We start from the raw sequence: 19,959 nt of genomic DNA on the forward strand, positions 1-19,959 counted from the left end.
AGCACCGAGCAACCCGGCAGAACATCCCTGCGTGCGGACCATTCCCGAGGGAACATCCACCATCGCAGTTCCCTTCCAAGGTGAAAGCTACGACGTTCTCGTCACCGTGCCCCCCGCCGCGGCGACCCGACCGCTGCCTCTGGTGCTTGACCTTCACGGCTCCAACAACAATGCTGCGCGGCAAGCCGAGATCTCCGGTCTCCAGAACGCCGCGGAAGCCAAGGGCTTCATCGTGGCCGAGCCGGCAGGCGACATTGCCTTCCCGCAGACACTCCCGGGGGGCAACTGGGCGTGGAATGTACCCGGAGTTCCGCTCACCTCGGGGACGTTGCCTCCCGAGGGTTCCCGCGACGATGTGGCGTTCCTCCGCCAGGTCGTCGACAGGATCGACAACCTGGGATGCGTTGACGATCGTCGAGTGTACGCCACCGGGTACTCGGGCGGCGGCCGAATGGCGTCTGCCCTCGCCTGTGAGGCCTCCGACGTGTTCGCCGCCATCGCGCCGGTCGCGGGCCTGAGAGCGGGGCGCGCGGACGTGACCGACCTGACGAGCCCGGAGGCCCTGACCTGTCAGCCGGAGCAGCCGGTCGCTGTCATGACTTTCCACGGCACCGCCGACGCCGTCAATCCCTACCTCGGCAACACCGACCCCCGGTGGGGCTACACCGTGGAACAGGCTGCCGAGCGCTGGGCCGAACTGAACACCTGCCGCGTAGGCCCCGCTCTCGGCAGTTACAGCGCTTCTGTGACCAGCTACACCTGGACGGAATGCGACGGAAAGGCCGACGTCGTCCTGTACGAGATCGCAGGGGGCGGCCATACCTGGCCGGGGACAGCCGTCGATCTCGCCGCCTTTGGGCTGGGGCCTGTGACACAGGAGATCGACGCCTCCACTGCGATGTTGGATTTCTTCGCAGACCACCACCGACGAGGCTGACGTACCGCGGCGGTTCTCAGACCGCTGCCCGTCGGTGCATCTCGCTGGCGCGCCGCGTTTCCGTGCGGTTCCCCTCAATGAGATGGATCCCCTCGAACAGGTGGATTCAGGCGTTGGCTGACACGCCGCGCTGGGTGCCTGTTCGGCTGCTCCTTCTTCGGGGGGTGAAGATACGGAGTTGCCGGTTTGGTCTGTTCACTGCCTGGTCGTAGGTGCGGTGTGCGTATTTGACTGGGATTTGGCGGTCGTTTTGGTCGTGGGCGATGAGGAAGGGGACGGTGATGTCTTCGACTATGCCGTCAAGATGTATCTGGTCGGCGAAGGTGATGAAGTCCTCCAGCTTGTCGTGTCGTTCTTCGGTGTCGATTTGGGCGGGCAGGTATTGCAGACGCAGCGCCTCCCCTGAACCGGGGCAGTCGACCATGCGGGTTGAGATGCCGCGCGCTGCAAGTTCGAGTTTGCCCAGCGGAACGGTACCGGCCCGCGGCTTCGAGTTCTTCAGCCTGCGTTTCGAGCTGGTTCACGACCACCGCTAGATTCCATATGTAGTTGCCGGGAAAGTATCCAAACACTTTGGGTCCTTGGGTTGTTATGTACGGCTCATCCGGGGAGGACGGCGGACCAGCCGCCGTCGACCATGAGGTTGGTGCCCGTGACGTAGGAGGATTCGTCGGAGGCGAGGAATAGTACGCAGGCTGCTACCTCATCCGCCTCTCCGACCCGGTCCAGAGGTATGTGGGACTCGATGCTTCGCATCGGGTGTGATGGCGCCAGGAGGTCCGCCTCGGTGGCGGGCGTGCGGATCATCCCGGGGCTGATGCAGTTGACCCGGATGCCCCGTGGTGCCCCTTCTGCGGCCAGTTGCTTGGTCATCGCCACGACAGCGCCTTTGGTGGCAGTGTGTGCGAGGCGGCCGTTGGTGACGGAGCCGGTGACGCCTGCGGTGGATCCGACGAGGACGACGGCGGATCTTCCGGAAGCGGCGAGCAGTGGCCAGAAGTGCCGGACGGGCAGGAAGACGACGTCGACTTCGTGCCGGAAGTTCCGCGGCCGATGCGGCCTCAAGGTTCAGGTCGCAGCCGACCACTGTTGCACCCGCCCGGGCAAAGGTGCGGGCGGCGGCCTTCCTGGCATGGGGCCCACCATGCAACGCATTGCGTGGCGTGCCACCAGTACCGTGCACCTCGAGACAGCCGCCGAACGTAGTGATTACCAATCGTGACGGCCGTTGACTGATCGGGGAACGGGGCGCTGAGCATAGGAGCTATTCGTTCTGTGGATGGCCCGCCGCTTGCGCTGTTGCCGGCGCAAAGAGGTACCGAGCGGCCGCTTCCGCGAGTTCATCGGCGAACCGCTGTTGGGTAACTGGCGGGATCGCGAAGCCGGGCCCGTACATGGTCCGCATGACCACGGCGGAGTGGACCATGCTGAAGCACATCTGCAGGGCAAGTTCCGGGCTGTCATGTTGGATGGTGGAGCTGAGGTGTTGGAGGGCGGCAGTGAAGTTCCCGCCGAGTTCCCGGCTATAGGTGCTGCCGCGCTGGTGAACTTCAGGGTGTGTGCTGGACAGGAGCAGGACGGGCTTGAGGAATTCCGCGTTCGTGTCGAATACCTGGGCGATCCCGCGCACAATCACCCGAAGCTGCACAGCGGGCTGCTCTTTCGTTGTGCTCAAGCCGGAGAAGACTGCACGCATCTGCTCCCGGACGCTGCCGAGGCCGTGCTCGTAGACGGCAAGGAACAGGCCTTCCTTGGTGTCCACGCGGGCATAAATGGCCCTCGGCGGCACACCTGCACGGTCGCAGACTGCTGCAATCGTGAAAGCCTCGTACCCGCCCTGGCGCAGGAGATCCACGCCCGCGCCCAAGATGCGTTCCCAGGCTTCCCTGCTGCGTTTTTGTAGGGGAGGCCGGACGTTGTAGTCCACGTGCTGCACTGTTTCTGCGAGTCCTGCCATGCGCTTCTCCTGCTCTCGCTGTCCCTACCCTCCACACAATTCCCTTCGGAGGGGTTGACACCAGTGTGAGGCAGGCTTCATGCTTTCATCCTAACCGTAGTGATCACTACGTTCTAGTCAGTGGACCATGGTCGTCTTTCAAGGAGGAATTATGATCATCGCTTTGGGCGTTGCCCGTGCCGCCCCAGGTCGGCTTGCGGACTTGCTGGATGCCTGCGGCCAAGTTGCCGAGGAATCCCGCAAGGACCAGGGGTGCTTGGACTACGGCTTCCATGCCAGCATTTCGGAACCTGACCTCATCACCAGCGTGGAGATCTGGCGTTCACAAGAGGCCCTCGATGCGCATATGAACCATGAGCACACTCGTCGTTTCCTGGATGCCGTCTCGGGCCTAACAGAGGGGGAACCGCAAATGCAGTTACTCAAGGCTGAACCCGCATCCTGACAGCGGCCTCATCCGCTCTGCACTTCGCGCCTCACAACGCGTACCTATCGAATTTTTCTAAGGAATATCATGGACTCAACCCCCACCCCTGGACGCGTCGTGGTCATCGGCGCCGGCCCTGCAGGCATGTCTACCGCCTTGTCGGTGCTGCAGGCCGGTCACCATGTTCGGGTTTTTGAACGCTACGCCCATGCCCGGCCGGCCGGGAATATCCTGAACCTGTGGCCGCCGCCCATCAAGGCCCTGGGTTTGATGGGCGTTGATGTGGAGGACTTCGGCGCCCCCTGTCGCTCGGAGTTCCGCAACGTCGCCGGGCATGCCCGTGCAGTGATCAACCTGCCCCAGGACGTCATCGATCAGTACGGCGGCGGTTTCATCGGGTTGCTGCGGCCCGAGCTTTACGAGCGGCTGCTCCAGGCACTGCCCGAGGGGACCATTGAATTCAATCGCGGTGTCGAGCGCGTAGAGCAGGACAGTACCGGTGCGCGGCTCTTCATGAGCGACGGGGAAGTCGTTGAGGCCGACGTCGTCGTTGGCGCCGACGGCATCAATTCGATGGTCCGCAAGACTTTGTGGGGCGATGAACCGATCCGCGAACACAACCTGCATATCTTTGGCGGGTTCATCTACGATCCGCCCGTGGAAGCCGAGAAGGGCTTGTGCGTTGTTTCCCACGACCAGGTGACCCAAGGGGCCTGGACCTCAATCCGACGGAAGGGCAGGGATGGATTCCAGTGGTGGGTCCTGACAGCCCACGATTCCAGTAAAGAATTCACAGCTGACCTGAGGAGCTCCGCCGCAGGCCTGGCCGCCGGATTCCCGGCACCTTTGCCGCAGTTGATCGCCGCGACAGAGCCCCAGAACGTTCAGCGCTGGGTCCTCCGGGACCGGAAGCCCTTGAAGCAATGGTCGCAGGGAAGGGTAACCCTGGTCGGAGACGCCGCCCATCCCACCTCACCGTATGCCGCCTACGGCGCGGGGATGTCTATCGAAGATGGCTACTTCCTCGGCAGGGCACTGGCAGGAGTGGACCTGTCCGATCATGGCCTCGTCAGCCGTACACTGGCGGCGTTTGAGGCCCCCCGCCGGCCCCACACCGCCCGGCACACTCAGATCGCCTACGCCCTGGGTAAAGTCTTCCACCATGCGCCGCGCCCGCTGCGCCGCGTCCGGGACGCCATCTTTGACCACACACCCCTGCTGCAGAAGCTGATCGGCGAATCCAACCCTAAGGAGATCCTCGCGCAACTCGAAGACATCGAGAAGGCCGAGCACCAGTTCCGCGCAGTCATAGGCCGAGCGTCCGCCTAGAAACTGTCCCGGCTGCTGGTGTCGCAGTTACGTTAGCTCGCCCTGGTTGTGCCGGCGTTAAGGCCGCAGGGGGCGCGCTGGATGGTTCCGGTTGTGCGGGGTCGGCCGCGGACGGTGTGGCGGGCCATGAGTCTTCCGCGTGTTCAGTGTTCATCGTCAATAATGCGGGCGCGGCGAAGCGAGTACCGACGGGCTGACGGAACACCCCACCCACCCACTGACCGACAGCATCAGCACCCTTGAGCTGCTGGACGAAATCCGCACAACCATGACCATCAGCACCGCAAGCCCTGAGGAGACCCGATGAAGCGCACACCATTCAACGAGGGCTGGCAGTTCCGCCGCAAGGTGAACCCGTTCGCCGAACTCGGCGGAGCCAGTGCACCATACGCAGACGTCGTCCTCCCGCATGACGCGCTGATCCACGAGCGCCGCGACCCCGACGGCGAAGGCGCGGTCGCTTTCTTCCCGGCGGGGGCCTACCAGTACCGCAGGACGTTCCTTGCCCCCGCCGATCTCGACGGCAAGCGGGTGGTCCTGCAGTTCGAGGGCGTATACAGGGATGCAACCGTCCACATCAACGGTGCATACGCTGGTCAGCGGCCGTACGGCTATTCCGGGTTCACTATCGACGCGGACAAGTTCCTGCGCCCAGGAGAGGAGAACCTCATTGAGGTCGAATCCCGACACGGTGAGGACTCCCGCTGGTACACGGGAGCCGGTATCTACCGCGATGTCTGGCTACAGGTCGGTTCTCAGGTGTACATCCCTGTGGAGGGTCTACGGGTCAGGGCCGAGGACATCGATGCTGAGGGTGCTGTCATCGAGGTGGATGTGACCATTGGGAGTACCAGTAACCGCTTCGAGACGGTGGATGTCGTCGTCGCCCTCCACGACGCGGACGGAGCCCCTGTCGCGACAGGCACCGTCCCGGTGACCGTCGAGGAGAACGGAACCTCCCGCAGCCGACAGCGGCTCTATGTCGCAGCACCGAACTTGTGGAGTGCCGACCATCCCAATCTCTACTCCGCATCCGTGGAGTTAAGAACAGCCGTTTCTGTGATCGACGATGCTTCAGCGGTATTTGGCATCCGCAAACTCCAGGTCGACCCCGTCCACGGCCTGAGAGTCAACGGCGAGACGGTGAAGCTCCGCGGCGCATGCGTGCACCATGACAACGGAATCCTGGGCGCGGCTACTTTCGCCGACGCCGAGGAACGCCGTGTCCGGCTGCTCAAAGAGGCAGGCTTCAACGCAATCCGCGCGGCGCACAACCCAATGAGCGTCGCCATGCTCGAGGCGTGCGACAGGCTCGGCGTCTATGTAATGGACGAGACGTTCGACATGTGGACCTCGAATAAAATGCCGCACGACTACTCCCTCCACTTCGCTGAGTGGTGGGAGCGGGACGTCGAATCACTGGTGGCCAAAGACTTCAATCATCCGTCCGTGATCATGTATTCCATCGGCAACGAGATCCCCGAGATCGGGTCACCGGCGGGAGCCCTCACTGGTCGTGCCCTCGCGGAAAAGGTACGCCAACTGGATCCGACACGGTTCGTCACCAATGGCATCAACGGGATGCTCGCGGTGATGGACGACCTGAAGAAGCTCTCCTCCGAGCCCGGAGCCGAGTCAGGCGATGCAGCGGGCATCAACACGCTCATGGCCAACATCGGCGAATCAATGAACCAGATCGGTGCCTCTCCGATGGTCACCGAACGAACCGCCGAATCCTTCGGACTGCTCGACATCGCAGGCATGAACTACCTCGATGCCCGCTACGAGATGGACAAGGAAGTGTTCCCGAACCGCGTCATTGTTGGAACCGAGACCTTCCCGACCCGCATCGACCAAACCTGGGCGTTAGTCACCGGCAACGCCCACGTCATCGGGGACTTTACCTGGACCGGATTCGACTACCTCGGAGAGGTTGGACTCGGTCGAGCTCTCTACCTTGACGAAGGCGAGGCACCCTCGCTGAACGCGCCCTACCCCTGGATCGCGGCATGGTGCGGCGACCTTGACCTGATCGGGGGGCGACGTCCCGCGTCGTTCTACCGGGAGATCGTCTTCGGTCTCCGGAAGGCACCGTACATCGCTGTGTGCCGGCCCAAGAACGTGGACAAGCACCTCTATCCATGGCCATGGACGTGGAGCGACAGCATCGGCAGCTGGACATGGACCGGACATGGCGGCCTGCTCACGGTCGAGGTCTACAGCGACGCCGAGGAGGTCGAACTGGCGCTCAACGGTGACGTGATCGGGTCCGCCCCGGCTGGCCGCGCGAACCGTTACAAAGCGGAGTTCGTCGTCACCTACGAGCCCGGAGAACTCACCGCCACCGCCATCCGCAACGGGCAGTATGCCGAGAGCTTTACGCTCACCAGTGCCTCAAAGGCGCATCACCTTGCGCTGACAGCCGAGAGCGGTGACCTCGGCCAGTTGGCTTTCGTCGAAGTCGCCGTGGTCGATCAGGATGGCCGGCGCACCTCCAGCGAAGACCAGATCATCAACGTGCAGATCCAGGGCGACGGCGAACTCGCGGCTGTGGGTACCGGTGATCCTGCTCCTGAGGACGTCTATGACGGCGCCTCCGGCAGGACATACGACGGAGCGGCGTTGGTCATCGTCCGCCGGACCGGAGCCGGCCCGATCGAGGTGAGGGTCTCTGCCGCTGAATCCGTTTCGGCTGCCGCCTTGATTCTCGAGCCGGTCAGCGTGCTCCGCCGAGTTGAGGATGCGGTCCCGGAAGTGGTGCGGCATAAGGGCCCCGCAGTCGTTGTATGAGCAACCGAAGTGGGAGTCCTTTCCCCAATAACCTGCCCATCGGCGGCTCCATTTAACGGAGGGCGCGATGCAAAGAACATGCAACGTGTCCTATGAACTTTGGGATAGGTCCCCGTCCGGAGGTCAAGGCTTGGCGTCAGAATTGATCTGCCAGTGGAATCCACATCGAGCAGACTTGGGTAGGTGGTCATCGAACTCAAGGCGGACAATTAACCCTGAATATGCAGGGAAGCTCAACATCCGGGTTGCCCTAATCGATGACATGCTTCGCCGGATTACCATAACGAAACGCGCGGGACCCCGAGCTGCGGGGCCAAGAACGACCGCAGCGCCCGCCAGAGCCTCGGTTGGTCGACTTAATGGTCGACTTAAGCCCATGGCTGTCGGCGTCTACACCTATAACAGCCTCCAGGCACGGGACCCGTGATGGCTATTTACTTGGGGTGATCAGCAGGCGCACTCTCACGGCGCTGATGTACCTGTCGGAAAGAATCTCGAGGCGTTCGTCTCCGTTCAGGTATCGTCCTTCCCGTACCCCCGTATCGGTCAAAACCAGCTCACGCACTGAGTCAAGCTCAACGTCAGCGCCTTGTTTGTGGAAATCTACCTGCGCTCCTTGGCCTACGACTATGAACTCACTGGGATTGATGGCGAGGACCAGCCCGAAAGGACGGCCATCTGCGGGGGTGGGACCATGGGTTGCGGCAACAGTTTCTCCGGGCAGTTCCGGCGCCGGTGGAACCCGAACACCAACGTCAAGGAGCATATTTTCGAGGAGCTTCCTGGCATTACGAACTGTGATGACTGTGCCGCTGACGTCCGCGCTGACGCAATCCTCGTCCTGGTCCAGGGCGAAACCGAAAATTCGGTTATCGCCCTGGGCATCGACAATTTCCGTGGTGAGGGAAGTGATGATCCGGCAGGCGGTGCTGAACTGGTTGCCTTCCCGCGCCTCTTCGACACCGAAGGCGTGGTAGCCGAAACCTCCAAAACCGCCGATCGCCAAGAAGGCATCTCCTGCGCGAAAGCGGGCTTCGGGAATGAACAACGGGTTAAGGGCAGACGCGTACTGCCGCATGACCTCTGCCGAGTCGGGGACATAAATATCTGGTGCGACGAAGTCGAGGGCCGGTGCAGCAGCCCGCCATACTGGAATCATTCGGGCGGTTGGTCCCCCGCTGGGGTACTGGCCGGGCAGGTCCTGCCCACGTTGGGGGCCAAGCCAGGCGTTCGCGTATGCAGGCAGCGGGAGGATCTCTTTTCCGGCGGCCGCCAAACCGCCTACAAAGGTTGCGAATCCCCAGGCCATGAATGTCTCGTCAGCAGTGGGGTTGTAATCGGAGAAATGATCCGCCCAGCTCATGCTACGGTCTGGATTTGCGGCGAGGACCCGCACAAACTCCGGGTCAAATGATTCCGGTGCGCTGGAGACCGCAGCAATAAGCGCCTCGGGAACCGGTGCATTCCAGACGGCCTCTGCCACGGCACTGCGGTCCCTTCCTGCCCCCAACAGACCCACTTCGTTCTCAACCTGGACCATGATGACTGTATGGTCCGGATCAATCCTGGCGACATGCATCATGAATGCCGTGTAAGCAGTCCGATCGGCTTCGAACAGGTTGCGCGAGAAGACTGACAGGCTTGGCCTTGGCATAGATCCGGGATAGGAGAACGGCGTCTTCATTGGTTTGGCGCCCCTGTCCGCGCGTGGGAAGCGTTCCCGATCGGCACGCACCCAGCTGGGGGCATAGGTGGAGGAAGCATTCTTGAATGCCCCGAACCAGATTATGACCAAGCGGACGCCCGCCGAGCGGGCGTCCGCCACCAGGCCGTCCACAATCGAAAAGTCGAATTGCCCTTCCCACGGTTCGACTTGCTCCCAAGACACAGGCGCAATTACGGAGTTAATACCGGCTGTTGCCAGTTTGTCCCAAATGGGAGACATGTACTTCCGGTCCGATGAACTGGAATTGTGCAGTTCACCGCCGACGCAGAGAAAGGGCTTCTCATCGACTATGAGCCTCGTGTGGCTGCCCGTCCGCTCGAGTCGTGGGAGGGTCAGGTGTGACATGGTGATCAGTCCTCGCTGTTTTGTTGATCGGGAAAAGTTGGGGCCTGGAGCGTCAGGAGGGGAAGACCGTTAGGTTGAACCCCCTGGATGAAACACCATTGCCAATCTCGATGCGGAAGTCTCCTGGCTTCACGACGTATTCACTCTGGAGGTCATTGGTCCAGAATCCCAGGTCATCAAAGCCGACTGCACGGGACACTCGTCTCTGGAGCTGGGCGAGTTTTCGGCAAATGTCATTGATGCCAGGACCTGTTCCGCATGCAACTGGGTCATTTACCTGTAGTCCTTCCAGGGTTGTGTGCCGCGAGCAAAGAGGACTCCTTGAGCGGGTCGGTGGAACGTGCGAGCCCTTCGAGTAGGGGCCCCCAAACTTCTTCCGGCTTCCGACGAAAGGATATACTACGGAGGGAGTTTTCTCTCCCCTCTGGAAGGAACAAGATGCCCCTTGACCGCTTCTCCGGCCTGGCCGCTGTCCTCGACGCGATTCGAACCGAAAAGGGGATTACCCAGCCTGGTCTCGCTGACCGCGCGGGACTGGGGCGCAGCGTCGTCGCTGAGCGCGTCCTGGAACTGGAGGCGGCCGGGCTGGTCGTTCCTGCGGGCTTGGGTCCCTCAACGGGAGGCAGGGCACCCAAGCGCCTGCAACTTAATGCCAGAGCCGGCTACGTCGTCGGGATCAACATTGCCTCCAACGAGTTGGTTGTAGTGTCATCGGACCTCTCCGGGGCTATCCTTTCGACGCGGCAGGCCCAGATTGACGTAACAGACGGCCCGAAAGTTGTCCTCGACCGCGTCGCGGAACTGGTCGATGCCGTCAGTGCCGAGGGGGGAAGTCCTGGGCGCCTGCTCGCCATCGGCGCAGGACTTCCCGGCCCCGTTGCCTTCGATACGGGTGTTCCGGCAGCTGTGCCGTTGATGGCGGCGTGGGATGGATACCCCGTGCGGGAGCATCTGAGCACCAGATGGAAAGTCCCGGTCTGGGTGGACAACCGGGTGAACCTGTTGGCGTTGGGAGAGATGTGGTCTAACCCCGCCGCCGCCGCCGCAAAGCAGATGCTTTACATCGGGGCGGGCGCCAGCATAGCCGCCGCTCTCATTGTCGACGGGCGGCTTTATCGTGGTGCGCACGGATTGGCCGGGGCTATCGGACATGTGGCCGTCCCCGAGGCGGGTATTTCAGTCTGCCTTTGCGGGAAGATCGGATGTCTGGAGGCGCTGGCTGGCGGAGCCGCAATAGCCCGTCATGGCCGGACTCTGGCGGAGAGCGGGCAAAGCAAGGCCTTGGCCCGAATTCTGGAGCAGACGGGGATTATTAGGGCATTGGACATCACAGTTTCGGCACGCGACGGGGACCCGGCTTGCCGGGAGCTGCTGCGCCGCACAGCCTCCTCGCTGGGGGGTAGCCTGGCCACATTGGTCAGCTTTTTCGCCCCGGAACTCGTGATTATCGGCGGCGGCCTTGCCAGAGCCGGAGACTTGGCATTGTCTCCCATCCGCCAGGCCGTCCAGGAGCGGCTCCTGCCGGCGTCCGCCGCGGACCTCGTCATTGAGCTCTCGGCCCTGGACGAAGAAGGTGGAGGCGCCGCAGGTGGCGCGCAGCTTGCCTTGGGGGAGATCTTCTCCCGGGAACAGCTTCCAAAACTGCTTGAACAGCAACTTGCCGGAGCCCCCGCCACATTCGCCGGAGTTTAGCGGCGCCCTGCCGTCCCGAGGCTCGGCGCGGAGCGCCCGCTTGCGTTCCGCGCAGCAGGTTGGGACGGAACCGTGCACCGGCGCAGCCTGCCCGGGCCATGGTGGCTGCACACATCCCTGGGCGAGAGGCCTCCTGCGCCGTTCCGTCCCAATCAACCAGTGCTGGCGGCTCTGCGTGTTCATGCATGAAAAAGTACTTTGCCCTTGACTTCTTCCGGAGACCGGCAGAAGATGGGTGAAGCAACGTGGCTTAGGCCACATCAAAGATGGTGTTTGGCCCGAGCAGGGTCCGGACCCGCACCTTGAAGGACGCAGTTGATCATGACCCGAACCTTTCCCGCCGCCGTGGACGTCGCCATCGTTGGCAGCGGTCCGAGCGGTGCCACATACGCTCGGATCCTCAGTGAGATGGCACCACAGGCCTCCGTTGCCTGCTTTGAGGTCGGCCCACTGCTGGCCGATCCTCCCGGGCTCCACGTCAAGAACATAAAGGACGCCGGGGAGCGGGCCGCGGCCCAGCGACGCTCAGAGGGACCGCAGGCAGAACGTGCCGCGGCAGCAGGGACCCGCATGGTTCGGCCAGGTACTTTTCTCCTGCCCGACGGATACCGGCAGCCCGGTGAAGACGGACTGCCGGGCGCGGCGATGTCGTCCAACGTGGGCGGCATGGGCGCGCACTGGACGGGCGCGTGCCCCCGGCCAGGCGGACGGGAGCGTGTCGGTTTCCTCCCGAATCTCGACGCTCTGCTCGATGAAGCAGAACGGCTGCTCCATGTCGTCGACGACGCGTTTGACGATGCGCCCTACTCTCAGGAAGTGCGGCGCCGGCTTTCTACGGCACTGGACAACGGAAGGGACCCCGGGCGGAGGGTTCAAGCGATGCCGCTGGCGGTGGTCCGCGAAGGTGACGGACGTGTGACTTGGTCCGGCGCCGACGTCGTTTTTGGTGAGCGAAGCCGCACCAATTCCAACTTCACTCTCTTCCCTGAAGCCCTCACCGAGCGGATTCTGGTCGAGGATGGCTACGCCCGTGGGGTCTTGGTGAAGGATCTGCGCAACGGCGCAGAACATGAAATCCGGGCCGGTAAGGTCGTCGTGGCCGCCGACGCACTCAGAACACCGCAGCTGTTGTGGGCCTCTGGCGTTCGGCCGGCCGCTCTCGGGCGGTATCTCAACGACCAGCCCCAGACGGTCTTCGCGGTCCGCCTACGTGAAGTGACTACCCTGCCGGATGAGTCCGCTCAGTCTGCGCCCGGCCAAACCATCTCCAAACACAGTGGCGTGAGCTGGGTGCCGTATACCGATGAAGAGCCGTTCCACGGGCAGGTCATGCAGCTGGACACCTCCCCGGTGCCGTTGGCAGACGATGGCGTTCCCGCTCCCGGCAGCATTGTGGGCCTGGGGTGGTTCTGCGCAAAGGATCTGCAGGAGTGCGACCGGGTGGAGTTCGATGCCTACGAGCAGGATGCCTACGGGATGCCTGCCATGCGCATCCATTACAGACTCACCGAGCGAGACCATTCATCCATAGAGGAATCACGTAAGGCGATTAGGCGGGCTGCTGAGGCGCTGGGTGAGCCCTTGGATGAGGAACCACGGACCTTCGACCCCGGTGCTTCCCTGCATTACCAGGGAACAACACGCATGGGCCTGCATGATGACGGTGCGTCCGTGTGCGGCCCCAACTCGGAGGTTTGGGCCGTAAAGGACCTGTTTGTGGCGGGAAACGGCGTTATACCCACGCCTATCGCATGCAATCCCACGCTGCTTTCGGTCGCATTGGCAATCGCAGGTGCCCGCTCCATCGCTGACCAGCTAAACGCAGACAGGAACTAGGAAATGCTAGACAGGGACATCATCCAAGGGCGCGGTTTCCGCAACGTGGCGGACGGATCCGCCATCACCGGGTTCCAGTTCGATCTTCGCAACCCCAATTATAGGGGCACATCGGCCAGTCTCCTCGAAGGAGTCGACGTCATCATTGATGGCGAACTGATACCCAAGCACGTCCCGCTCTGGTCTCTGCAGGGAAAGACGTACACGCTCGATGAACTTCGGTCGTCCACTGGCGTGCGATGGCAGCTGGATGAGACCGCCACCATCACCGTCCCGAAGCCTGGTGGACTGAGCGCGGGGCTCCACGATCTGGAAGTAACGGCGTATCTGCGCCGTCCTTATTTTCCACCGCACATTTCCACGTCTCCTTTTTCAGCCTCCGCCAAGGGCGTGATTGTGCCGTCTTCTGGTCAGGGCAAGCTCCGGTACGGGGTTTCGACCTACAGCTACTCGGGAGACATCTACACTTCCATGACAATGGAGGATGCCTTCGCCGATATTGCCGACATGGGTGCTACCGGCATCGAGATCCTTGGCGAAGCGAATCTTCCCGGCTATCCCGACGTAACGAGCGACTGGGTTGACAACTGGCACAGGCTCCTCGACCGATACGGGCTCACTCCTACCAACTACGGCGCATGGGTCGACACCGAGATGTGGAAGACCCGCAGCCTGAGCGCCGCAGAGGCGGCCGCCCAGCTCGAAGTAGACCTCAAGATGGCCAAACGGCTGGGCTTCACCTCAATCCGCCCCAAATTCGGTGTGACCTCCTGGGACCTGGATCCCCACCCCGTGTGGTCCGAGGCGGTACAACGCTCCCTCGACCTGGCGCAGGAACTGGACATCGTGATCTGTCCAGAGATCCATGCACCCACGCCCATCAACCACCCTGTCACGCAGGGCTATCTGGACTTCATCGAGGAGACAGGCACCAAACACTTCAAGCTCCTGATCGACACAGGCATCTTCCAGACGGCGCCGGTCGACGACGGACACGAAGGGTTCGAGGAAGGGAAGAAACGGCCCGCCCACCTGGAGGCGCTGGCGGTTCCCATGACCGACCTGGTTGCCGTGCTTCCGCACGTCCACTTCATCCAAAGCAAGTTCTTCGAAATCGACGACCAACTGAATGATCTGCACATCCCATGGCAAGAAATCATCTCCACCCTCGTAGACACAGGCTGGGAGGGCTGGCTATCGAGCGAATACGAAGGCAGACGTGAACCCTACAGGGGGCGCGATCAAGTCCGACGGCAACATGCCTTGCTTCGACAACTTGAAATGGCAAAAACCAAGGCGTCTAACCCGCCGGTGCCGCAACAACAGTAATAAAGCAGTGAAGCCGCCACGTGCGGAACGATGCCGATCAAACGGCGGCATCCCACCACATCTCGTCAGGAGAAATCGATGCGCAAGTATCTAGTCGCGGCAGTGACAGCATTGGCGCTGCTCACCGCGGCCACCGGATGTTCCGGAGGCGGCAATGCCGGAACCGGCGACCAGCCCAAAAGCTTGGCACTGTCCACCATTGTTGCCCCGGATACATTCGTGCCAGGGTCCTTTGGCGCCGGACCGACCGGACAGCACGCCCAGTTTGTTTACGACTCCCTGTTGCGCAACGACGAGAACGGGGAGCCGACACCAAACCTGGCCACCGAGTGGAGCTACGACGCCGCACAGACGACGTTGAGCATGACGCTCCGTGACGGCGTGTCATTTACCGACGGCGCCAAGCTGGATGGGAACGCCGTAAAAGTAGGCCTCGAGTCAGCGAAAAAGGGGACTGGCGAGTCAGGCGGACAGCTCCGGTACCTGGACCGCGTGGACGTCCTCGACGCCAGCCACGTGAAGATGGTCCTCTCCGCACCGGACCCATCCCTCCTCGCCAACCTCGGCGGCAGCGCCGGTATGATCGCCAGCCCCAACGCCGTCGGCAAGGATTCCCTGAAGACCGACCCGGTCGGCTCCGGGCCCTACATCCTGGACAAGGCGCAGACCCAGGCAGGCAGCAAATACATCTTCACGCGAAACACATCCTACTGGGGAGACAAGAAGTCGCTCCCGTTCGACACTGTCAGCCTGACGGTCTTCAACGACAACAACTCCATGATGAACGCGCTGCGGTCCGGGCAGGTGGACTTTGCAATCGCCTCGTCCAAGGACATCGCCAGCTTGAAGTCGGCGGGCCTCAATGTGCTGTCCGCCCCCGCCTACACCACCACCGGCCTCTACCTTTTCGACCGTGAAGGCAAGATCGCACCTGCCTTGGCAGACATCCGGGTACGACAGGCCATCAACTACGCCTTCGACCGGAAAGCAATCCTGGAGCAGGTCTTCGGCGGCTCCGGCGTCGAGACCACGCAGCTCTTCAGCCAGGACAGCTCCGCCTACACCGAGGAGCTCAACGGCAAGTACAGCTACGACGTTTCAAAGGCCAAGCAGTTGCTGGCCGAAGCTGGTTATCCCAACGGCTTTGAGCTGAAAATGCCCGACGTTTCACCGATCTACCCGGCCCAGCAGGCCATGACTACGGAGGCGCTCAAAGCCATCGGCATCACGCCGGTCTACGAACCCGTCAACGGGCAGACCTTCATCTCCGACTTGCTTGGCGGCAAGTACCCCGCGGCGATCTTCAACCTCGACAACCACCGTTCCTGGGACAGCGTCCAGCAGGCTCTCGCGCCGGAGTCGACCTGGAACACCCTGCACGTAGCCGATCCCAAGGTCGTGTCCCTGGTTCAAAAGATCCAAACGGAATCCGACGACCAGCGGCCGGAAACGTTCAAGGAATTGAACGAATACGTCGTGGACCAGGCCTGGTTCGCTCCATGGATCCAGCCCAACAACGAGTTCGTATACAGCAAGAAAATCACCGTCAAGGCGCAGAAGTTCTCCAACAGCCCCCCCATCTGGAACTTTGCCCCGGCGAACTGATGTGGAGGTACCGGGTCCACCGCCGGACCCGGTACCTTCGATGGACCACCATGATGACATCGGAGTCAACAAGATGCTGCTTTTTATCGTCCGTAGGCTAGGCGCCGGAGCTCTGCTGCTGTTCCTGATCGCGACGGCAACATTCTTACTTTTGAACCTCACAGGCCAGGACCCGGCCCGTCAGATCGTCGGCCAGGCCGCAAGCGCTGCCCAAGCAGCGGCGAAGCGGCAGGAGCTTGGGCTGGACCGACCTGTGTTGGTCCGGTACGGGGAGTGGATCTCCCGCATCGGGCAGGGTGACCTCGGCACTTCCTGGTTCAACAACCAGCCCGTCACCGCGCTGCTCGCCCAGGCTGTTCCAGTGACCCTGTCGGTGGTCTTAGGGGCAATGCTCGTCACCAGTGTTCTCGGGGCACTCCTCGGAGTGCTTGCGGCTGTTCGTGGTGGTGCGGTGGATAAGGTCCTCCAAGTCCTGTCTTCGTTGATCCAGGCCATACCGAGCTTCCTGGTCTCCCTGGTGCTCGTCCTCGTTCTTGCGGTCCAGCTGGGAGTCCTGCCCGCAACTGGGTATGTGTCCTTCACGAATTCGCCGTCCGGCTGGCTGTCATCCATTGTGCTGCCGGTCGTGTCCCTGGCGCTCGGGGCGATTGCGTCGGTGGCCATGCAGATCCGCGGGTCAATGCTGGACGTCCTCCAGTATGACTACGTGCGTACCCTCCGCTCACGTGGGCTGCCGACCCGCAGCGTCCTTTTCCGGCACGCCCTGCGAAACGCGTCACCGCCGGCAGTGACCACGCTGGCGCTGATGTTCATCATCATGATTTCAGGCGCCGTCGTCGTCGAAAAAGTATTCAATATCCCGGGAGTCGGCACGCAGGCAAACATCGCCGCCGGCCAGGGTGACCTTCCCGTTGTCCTCGGTGTCGTCCTGCTGACCGTGACCATGGTCGTCATCGTCAATCTCCTGCTCGACCTGGCCCAAGGCTGGCTGAACCCCAAGGTGCGTGTCGCATGAGCGTGAACCTGACCACCGGCGGCATGCCGGCACTAGCTGAGGAGGCAAATCTCGCCCGGCATGGACTTGTCCGCAGACTGCTGAAGGATCCGCTGTCGGTGATCTGTCTGGCGTTCATGGGACTGCTGGTCCTCGCCGCCGTCCTGGCTCCGCTGCTGATCACTGGCGACCCCATGAGCAGCAAGCTGGCAGACACGCTGGCACCTCCTTTTACTTCCGAGCACCCGCTGGGTGCTGATGGTGTAGGGCGGGACGTCCTTGCCCAGTTGCTGTATGGTGCCCAAACAAGCCTGGTTAGCGCCGCCATTGTCATGACCGTTTCCACCGGCATCGGCGTCCCCTTGGGCATTCTTGCCGGTTACTACCGGGGCTGGTTCGATGCGACCAGCAGCTGGATCAGCAACGCGCTCATGGCCCTGCCCGCCATTGTTGTTCTCCTGGTGGTGCTGGCCCGCGTCGGACGAAGCACGCCGCTGGCCCTGGCGGTTTTTGGCATTCTCATCTCTCCCGCAGCGTTTCAGCTTGTCCGCGGCTCCGTGAGGGCAGTCCGTGAAGAGCTGTACATTGATGCCGCCCGTGTGTCAGGCCTCAGCAACATCCGCATCATGAGCAGGCATGTCCTTCCGGTGGTGGTGGCGCCCAGCATCATCCAAGCCTCCCAGGTGGCAGCCGCCGGCATCGGAATCGAGGCCGGCATCGCCTTCCTGGGGCTCGGGACCGCCGACCACGCCAGTTGGGGACTAATGCTCAACGACGCATCCCAAAATATCTTCAATGCACCCTGGTTGCTGATTTGGCCGACGATCACCACCGTTCTGACAATCTTGGTTTTTGCCCTTCTGGGCAACGCCATCAGGGACGCCGTCGGAGGCAGCCCCAAGGTTCGCCGTCGCCGCGCACACCGTGGTCGCCGCGGACACCGTGGAGGGGGTTCAACGCCAGGTGGCAGCGAGGTGGAGGCCGGGGCCGTCATTCCCACACCGGAGGACGGCCTGTTGTCCGTGGCAAACCTACGGGTCGCCTACGACCGGCCCGAAGGGGACGAGACCGTCGTCGTCCATGACGTCTCCCTCACGGTGCGAAAGGGGCAGGTCCTCGGGCTCGTAGGTGAATCCGGATCCGGCAAGTCCCAGACCGCATTCGCGATTCTTGGGCTCCTCTCCACCGGAGCCAACACCAGCGCCACCAGTATGGTTTTCGACGGGCAGAACCTGGCGGACCAACCAGGGGACAGTCGCAATCAGCTGCGAGGCCGGCGGATCGGATACATCCCGCAGGAGCCCATGAGCAACCTGGACCCCAGTTACACGATCGGCTTCCAGCTTGTCGAACCGATGAAGTATCACCTTCGAATCAGCGCCAAGGAGGCGAAGCAGGAAGCGCTCCGCCTCCTGGAACGGGTAGGGATCTCCTCCCCGGGCAGAGTCTTTGATTCCTACCCGCACGAAATTTCGGGAGGTATGGCCCAGCGTGTCCTGATCGCCGGCGCTGTTTCATGCAACCCGGACCTGCTCATTGCCGACGAGCCCACCACCGCGCTGGACGTTACGGTCCAGGCTGAGGTTCTGGACCTGATCCGTGACCTCCAGGCCGAACGGGGCATGGCCGTCATCCTCGTAACCCACAATTTCGGCGTCGTGGCCGATCTCTGTGACACGGTTGCCGTCATGCGCTCGGGCAGAGTCGTCGAAGCCGCCTCTGCAACCGATCTCTTTGCCAACCCCAAGCACGAGTACACACGGATGTTGCTCGATTCCACGATGGAAAACGCACCTGCCCGCAGGGAGCTTACGACTATGGGGACGCAGAACGCCATTGTTCAAGATGCCGATGTGGAAGTAAAGGAGGGGATGACGTCATGAACGGCGATCCCAATCCCCAGGACAAGAACCTGCTGGAAATCAGCGACCTCGTTGTCGAGTACGGGCGGAAGGGATGGAAGCGGTCCCCGTTCCGGGCGCTGCATGGCCTGACGCTGACCATTGCCCGCGGTGAGACACTCGGCCTCGTCGGTGAATCGGGCTCGGGAAAGAGCACCCTCGGCAGGGCCGTCCTCGGGCTGGCCCCCGTCACCACAGGTGAAATCCGGTTCGAGGGAAGGCCCATCACCCGCCTGCGCAGCGCAGACCGGCGTGCCCTCAGCGGCGACATCCAGGCGGTCTTCCAAGACCCATACACCTCACTCAACCCCGCGCTGACGATCAACGACATTCTGACCGAACCCCTCCTCGTAACGGGGACCTCCCGGGCCGACGCCGAACGGAGGGTCAGGGAGCTGCTGGACTATGTGCACCTTCCGGCGAACGCAGCCCAGCGCCTCCCCAGAGAGTTCTCCGGTGGCCAACGCCAGCGCGTGGCCGTCGCACGCGCGCTCTGCCGGGACCCCAAACTAGTCGTCTGCGACGAACCTGTCAGCGCCTTGGACCTGTCTACCCAGGCCCGCGTTCTGGAACTCTTTATCGAGATTCAAGAGCGCACCGGTGTCGCATACCTTTTCATCACCCACGACCTGTCTGTAGTCCGGCACATAGGCCACCGGGTCGCCGTCATGAAAGCAGGAGAAATCGTCGAAACGGGCGACGCCGAGACCGTCACATCAAGTCCCCGGCACCCCTACACCCAACGGCTGCTCCTCGCCGCACCTGTCCCGGACCCCGCGCGCCAAGCCCAAAGACGCGCTCAGCGGCGCCGGCTACTCGCCCAGACATCGTAAGCCCCCAAACCAGCCCGGTCTGGCCGTCATGTCAGACGTTTGCATCTTCGCGAGGACCAGCAGATGAACATAGCGTTTCCCCAGCCACCAAGAGCGGCGGCCGTCCGCCGGGCTTCCCGCCCGCTGGGTGTGGCCGCCATCGGCTATGCCTTCATGGGTAAGGCGCACTCGAATGCCTGGCGGAACGTGGCCAGTTTCTTCGATGTCCCGGCCTTCGAGCAGAAGGTCCTGGTGGGCCGGGACGCCGGCGCCGTGGCC

General features: G+C 62.5%; 15 protein-coding genes and 1 pseudogene. 13 read left to right on the forward strand and 3 right to left on the reverse strand.

Features of this window, described 5'->3' with window-relative positions; genetic code table 11:
* Positions 1 to 31 precede the first annotated feature (31 nt).
* Complete coding sequence (locus tag AB4Y79_RS05380) at positions 32 to 937, forward strand: extracellular catalytic domain type 1 short-chain-length polyhydroxyalkanoate depolymerase (RefSeq protein WP_441859474.1); 906 nt, start codon at positions 32 to 34, stop codon at positions 935 to 937.
* 256 nt (positions 938 to 1,193) lie between these two features.
* The gene (locus AB4Y79_RS05385; RefSeq protein WP_441859476.1) at positions 1,194 to 1,343 is read left to right on the forward strand and encodes a hypothetical protein; all 150 of its coding nucleotides are present in this window, start codon (positions 1,194 to 1,196) and stop codon (positions 1,341 to 1,343) included.
* 194 nt (positions 1,344 to 1,537) lie between these two features.
* Here AB4Y79_RS05385 and AB4Y79_RS05390 read toward each other — a convergent pair whose 3' ends face one another.
* Complete coding sequence (locus tag AB4Y79_RS05390) at positions 1,538 to 2,002, reverse strand: SDR family NAD(P)-dependent oxidoreductase (protein WP_441859478.1); 465 nt, start codon at positions 2,000 to 2,002, stop codon at positions 1,538 to 1,540.
* Between the two features lie 199 nt (positions 2,003 to 2,201).
* On the reverse strand, positions 2,202 to 2,894 hold the full coding sequence (locus AB4Y79_RS05395; protein WP_441859480.1) for a TetR/AcrR family transcriptional regulator: 693 nt from the start codon (positions 2,892 to 2,894) through the stop codon (positions 2,202 to 2,204).
* A 151-nt stretch (positions 2,895 to 3,045) separates the two neighbouring features.
* On the opposite strand from AB4Y79_RS05395, the gene AB4Y79_RS05400 reads away from it, so the two are divergent.
* The 3 genes from AB4Y79_RS05400 (at position 3,046) to AB4Y79_RS05410 (ending at position 7,440) form a co-directional block, all read left to right on the forward strand.
* Positions 3,046 to 3,339 carry a putative quinol monooxygenase gene (locus AB4Y79_RS05400; protein WP_441859482.1) on the forward strand — a complete coding sequence of 98 codons (294 nt, stop codon included), beginning with the start codon at positions 3,046 to 3,048 and terminating at the stop codon, positions 3,337 to 3,339.
* Between the two features lie 69 nt (positions 3,340 to 3,408).
* Entirely contained in the window at positions 3,409 to 4,650 is a 1,242-nt protein-coding gene (locus tag AB4Y79_RS05405; protein WP_441859484.1) for an FAD-dependent oxidoreductase, read from the forward strand.
* Positions 4,651 to 4,953: 303 nt separating this feature from the next.
* Positions 4,954 to 7,440 carry a glycoside hydrolase family 2 TIM barrel-domain containing protein gene (locus tag AB4Y79_RS05410; protein WP_441859486.1) on the forward strand — a complete coding sequence of 829 codons (2,487 nt, stop codon included), beginning with the start codon at positions 4,954 to 4,956 and terminating at the stop codon, positions 7,438 to 7,440.
* 430 nt (positions 7,441 to 7,870) lie between these two features.
* Here the strand turns inward: AB4Y79_RS05410 and AB4Y79_RS05415 are convergent, their stop codons facing one another.
* Positions 7,871 to 9,511, reverse strand: coding sequence for a DUF5597 domain-containing protein (locus AB4Y79_RS05415; protein ID WP_441859488.1), 1,641 nt, complete (start codon positions 9,509 to 9,511; stop codon positions 7,871 to 7,873).
* Between the two features lie 438 nt (positions 9,512 to 9,949).
* Here AB4Y79_RS05415 and AB4Y79_RS05420 point away from each other — a divergent pair, with 438 nt between their 5' ends.
* From AB4Y79_RS05420 to AB4Y79_RS05455, 8 genes and pseudogenes are all read left to right on the forward strand, one after another.
* On the forward strand, positions 9,950 to 11,203 hold the full coding sequence (locus AB4Y79_RS05420; RefSeq protein WP_441859490.1) for an ROK family transcriptional regulator: 1,254 nt from the start codon (positions 9,950 to 9,952) through the stop codon (positions 11,201 to 11,203).
* Between the two features lie 321 nt (positions 11,204 to 11,524).
* Positions 11,525 to 13,039 (forward strand): GMC oxidoreductase, encoded by a 1,515-nt coding sequence (locus AB4Y79_RS05425; RefSeq protein WP_441859492.1) that lies wholly within the window; start codon positions 11,525 to 11,527, stop codon positions 13,037 to 13,039.
* A 3-nt stretch (positions 13,040 to 13,042) separates the two neighbouring features.
* Positions 13,043 to 14,368, forward strand: coding sequence for a C-glycoside deglycosidase beta subunit domain-containing protein (locus tag AB4Y79_RS05430; protein ID WP_441859494.1), 1,326 nt, complete (start codon positions 13,043 to 13,045; stop codon positions 14,366 to 14,368).
* Positions 14,369 to 14,446: 78 nt separating this feature from the next.
* Positions 14,447 to 15,973 (forward strand): ABC transporter substrate-binding protein, encoded by a 1,527-nt coding sequence (locus tag AB4Y79_RS05435; protein WP_441859496.1) that lies wholly within the window; start codon positions 14,447 to 14,449, stop codon positions 15,971 to 15,973.
* Positions 15,974 to 16,046: 73 nt separating this feature from the next.
* The gene (locus AB4Y79_RS05440; protein WP_441859516.1) at positions 16,047 to 16,988 is read left to right on the forward strand and encodes an ABC transporter permease; all 942 of its coding nucleotides are present in this window, start codon (positions 16,047 to 16,049) and stop codon (positions 16,986 to 16,988) included.
* Positions 16,985 to 18,850: a dipeptide/oligopeptide/nickel ABC transporter permease/ATP-binding protein gene (locus AB4Y79_RS05445; protein ID WP_441859498.1), complete on the forward strand. Its 1,866-nt coding sequence runs from the start codon at positions 16,985 to 16,987 to the stop codon at positions 18,848 to 18,850. The genes AB4Y79_RS05440 and AB4Y79_RS05445 overlap by 4 nt, the downstream gene beginning before the upstream one ends.
* Positions 18,847 to 19,701 carry an ATP-binding cassette domain-containing protein gene (locus AB4Y79_RS05450; protein ID WP_441859499.1) on the forward strand — a complete coding sequence of 285 codons (855 nt, stop codon included), beginning with the start codon at positions 18,847 to 18,849 and terminating at the stop codon, positions 19,699 to 19,701. Before AB4Y79_RS05445 ends, AB4Y79_RS05450 begins: the two co-directional genes overlap by 4 nt.
* Before the next feature lie 63 nt (positions 19,702 to 19,764).
* Positions 19,765 to 19,959, forward strand: a pseudogene (locus AB4Y79_RS05455) (hypothetical protein); the annotation flags it as partial.

Origin of the sequence: Pseudarthrobacter sp. YAF2 (assembly GCF_052113345.1) — a bacterium.
GTDB lineage: Bacteria > Actinomycetota > Actinomycetes > Actinomycetales > Micrococcaceae > Arthrobacter.